Genomic DNA, 3,184 nt, shown 5'->3' on the forward strand with positions numbered 1-3,184 from the left:
GTGTTCACCCCCGGTACGAACTGCGGAATGTCCGAGGCTCCCCGCTGATCGGATCGGTGAAAGAGAGCCCCAGTGCCGTCAGCCCCATGGGCCGGCCGAAGTCCTCGTCCTCGACCGCCGGAACGAAAGGCAGCGGAGCCGTCGGGTCATACAGCGCCCGGTCCGAGATGTCCGTGTAGATCGGGTCGTCATGTATCGGCGTCCCGAACAACCTCATGTTCACCCGCAGTTGATGGGTACGCCCCGAACGCGGCCGGAGCGTCCACACGAGCTGCCCACCCCCAGTGCCACCCGGGCGAATCCCGATCACGTCGGTCTCGCTGTTGGTCACCCCCTCGGTCACATACGTCGCCAGCCTGCCCCGATCCTTGACGAGGCGGTGACGGAGCACCCACGGGGACGCAGTGGTCGGCGCGGAAAGGTGCTGTGCCGGACTGCCGTAGTGCAACGCGCCTGCAGGCACCCGGTATCCTTCCGTGTCCCCGGCGGCCGCCCAGTTCCCGGGACGTGACGTCACCGCCTCATAGGGCTTGCGTACCAGACGACGCTCAAAGAGCTGTTGGTACGCGCCCCGGACCTCGCGACGTACCGTGAACAGCAGCACGCCACGGGTGAGACGGTCCAACCGGTGGACCGGGGACAGGTCGTCAATGCCGAACTGACGCCGCGCCCGGACCACCGCCGTCTCGGTGATGTGCTGCCCACGGGGCAGCGTCGACATGAACGGGGGCTTGTCGGCCACCAGGATGTTCTCGTCTCGGTACAGCAACCGCAGCTCACCGGGAACAGGACGTTCCGGCGCCGGACGACGGTAGAACCAGATGAACTCACCGCCGGGAACCGTGTCCGACGGCTGCAGCACCGTACCGTCATCGCGTCGTACCTCACCACGACGGAACCGCTCGTACAGTGCCTCAGCGTCATCGTCGGGGTCATGGTGGTGCTGGGTCTCGATGAGATGGCGCACCGCCGCCGCAGCGGAGGTGGCGGTCTCCAGCCTCACCCTGGAGGGGTTGAGGCCGTCAACTACTGGAAGCGCGGGGTGTCGCAGGATAAGCTCCTCTGTCATGGATATCGCATCGATTATCGCACTCGTCAACCAGTTCATGGAGACCGATCTCGGCGGCGTCGTCGTCGGTTCCGCACAGAGCGTCTTCGACCTGCTCTTCCCGGCCAACTCCCCAGGTGTTTAGCGGGCGTCACCTTCAGCGATGAACCCGGCCCCGCGGACACAGCGCGGACACTGCGGAGAGACAGCGGGGATGTGGCGTGACCGTGCAGGTCACCGCAGTCGTCGGGGTGAGCGTTTCCGATTCACCCACTTCCGGGGGTGTGTCTCCGCCCCGCCCCGCGTCCTAATGGGGGATAATGGGGGGTGCCGGGAACGAAACCCACACAGACAAGGATGAACCCCATGTCGGACACCAAGATCACCGCGGACAATGCGATCGTCGTCGCCGTCGACGGATCCGAAGCCAGCGCGACCGCCGTCGCCTGGGCGGCCAACGCCGCCACCAAGCGTCAGGCCCCTCTGAAGCTGGTCACCGCCTACACCATGCCCCAGTTCATGTACGCCGACGGCATGGTTCCGCCGCAGGAGCTCTACGACGAGCTCGAAGCGGAGGCACTGGAGAAGATCAACAACGCCCGCGAGCAGGTCGCCGCCTTCAACCCGGATCTCGTGGTCGGTCACATCATCGTCGAGGGCACTCCGATCGACATGCTGCTGGAGCTGTCGGAGAGTGCCGACATCATCGTCATGGGTTCGCGCGGGCTCGGCGGACTGTCGGGCCTGGTCCTCGGCTCGGTCTCGTCGGCCGTCGTATCCCACGCCGCATGCCCCGTCGTCGTCATCCGTAAGGACAACAACGTCACCGAGGCGAACAAGTACGGCCCCGTGACCGTCGGTGTCGACGGCTCCGAGATCTCGCGCAAGGCCATGGAGTACGCCTTCCGTGAGGCGGACGCCCGCAAGGCCCCGCTGCGCGCCGTCCACAGTTGGGCGGACCAGGAGCTGCAGACCAGCCTCGTCGGCCTCAGCGCCATGCAGAGCCAGATCGACGCCGTCGCCGCCCAGGAGCGTGAGATGCTCGACAACGAGCTCGCCCCGTTCCGCGAGCAGTACCCGGACGTCGAGGTCGAGGAGGTGCTCTCCCGTGACCGTCCGATCCAGGTGCTCAAGGACGCCGCCGACGGTTCCCAGCTCCTCGTGCTCGGCTCCCACGGCCGGGGTGGTTTCCGCGGCATGCTCCTCGGCTCCACCTCGCGTGCACTGCTGCAGTACTCGCCGTGCCCGATGATGGTCGTCCGCCCGAACTCCCGCTAGGGATACCCGGGGGGAGACGCCCCCACCGGCACGAGAAGGCCCCACCGGGCCCGGACGCCCCACATGGACTGTTCAGTCCGTCGTGTAGGCTTGTCCGGGAAAGGTGGGGCATTGTCGACCGCCCTGTCCATACTGAGATCCAGGAGAGAACAGATGACGAACTCCGCCCCGACGACGCAGGACGGCGACGCCACCCCGGTCTCCGCTGCAGGTGCGTCGGTACGGAAGTCATCTGCCCGCGGTGCCTCGAAGCAGGCGTCCCCCCGGCGGCGTAACCGTCCGGGCCCCCGCCAGCGGCTGCTCGAGAGTGCGACGCAGCTGTTCACCACCGAAGGTATCCGCGTCATCGGCATCGACCGGATCCTGCGGGACGCCGACGTCGCGAAGGCGAGTCTCTACTCCCTCTTCGGGTCGAAGGACAACCTCGTCGTCGCCTATATCGAGGAACTGGACCAGGACTGGCGCCGCCGCTGGGAGGAGATGTGCGAGGACCGGCCGAAGCCGGAGGACCGCATCCTCGCTTTCTTCGACATGGCGATCGCCGATGAGCCGAAGGAGAACTTCCGCGGCTCCCACTTCCAGAACGCCGCGAGCGAGTACCCCCGCCCCGACACGGACAGTGAGCACCGTATCCGTCAGGCCGCGCTGGCGCACCGGAGCTGGTGTCGCGACACGATGGCGGACCTGCTCACCGAGAAGTTCGGGTACGCGTCACGCACCCTGGCAGACCAGCTCATCGTCTTCCTCGACGGCGGCATCGCCGGCTCGAAGATGAGCCGGACCGTCTCTCCCCTGGAAACCGCCCGTGAGCTCGCGAAACAGCTGCTCTACACGGCGCCGATGATGTACACCATCTGA

The 3,184-nt window shown here is 66.7% G+C and carries 4 protein-coding genes; 3 read left to right on the forward strand and 1 reads right to left on the reverse strand.

The window, feature by feature from the left end:
- Positions 1-4: 4 nt before the first annotated feature.
- Positions 5-1,069: a pseudouridine synthase gene (locus tag QZV72_RS10980; protein ID WP_297008433.1), complete on the reverse strand. Its 1,065-nt coding sequence runs from the start codon at positions 1,067-1,069 to the stop codon at positions 5-7.
- On the opposite strand from QZV72_RS10980, the gene QZV72_RS10985 reads away from it, so the two are divergent.
- The 3 genes from QZV72_RS10985 to QZV72_RS10995 all read left to right on the forward strand — a co-directional run bounded on the left by QZV72_RS10985 (position 1,068) and on the right by QZV72_RS10995 (position 3,184).
- The gene (locus QZV72_RS10985; RefSeq protein ID WP_297008435.1) at positions 1,068-1,193 is read left to right on the forward strand and encodes a hypothetical protein; all 126 of its coding nucleotides are present in this window, start codon (positions 1,068-1,070) and stop codon (positions 1,191-1,193) included. The two genes, QZV72_RS10980 and QZV72_RS10985, sit on opposite strands and share 2 nt — an antisense overlap.
- A gap of 221 nt (positions 1,194-1,414) precedes the next feature.
- Positions 1,415-2,326 (forward strand): universal stress protein, encoded by a 912-nt coding sequence (locus QZV72_RS10990; protein WP_297008437.1) that lies wholly within the window; start codon positions 1,415-1,417, stop codon positions 2,324-2,326.
- A 153-nt stretch (positions 2,327-2,479) separates the two neighbouring features.
- Positions 2,480-3,184, forward strand: coding sequence for a TetR/AcrR family transcriptional regulator (locus tag QZV72_RS10995; protein ID WP_297008438.1), 705 nt, complete (start codon positions 2,480-2,482; stop codon positions 3,182-3,184).

This window comes from uncultured Corynebacterium sp., assembly GCF_902782855.1.
In the GTDB taxonomy this organism is placed as follows: Bacteria; Actinomycetota; Actinomycetes; order Mycobacteriales; family Mycobacteriaceae; genus Corynebacterium.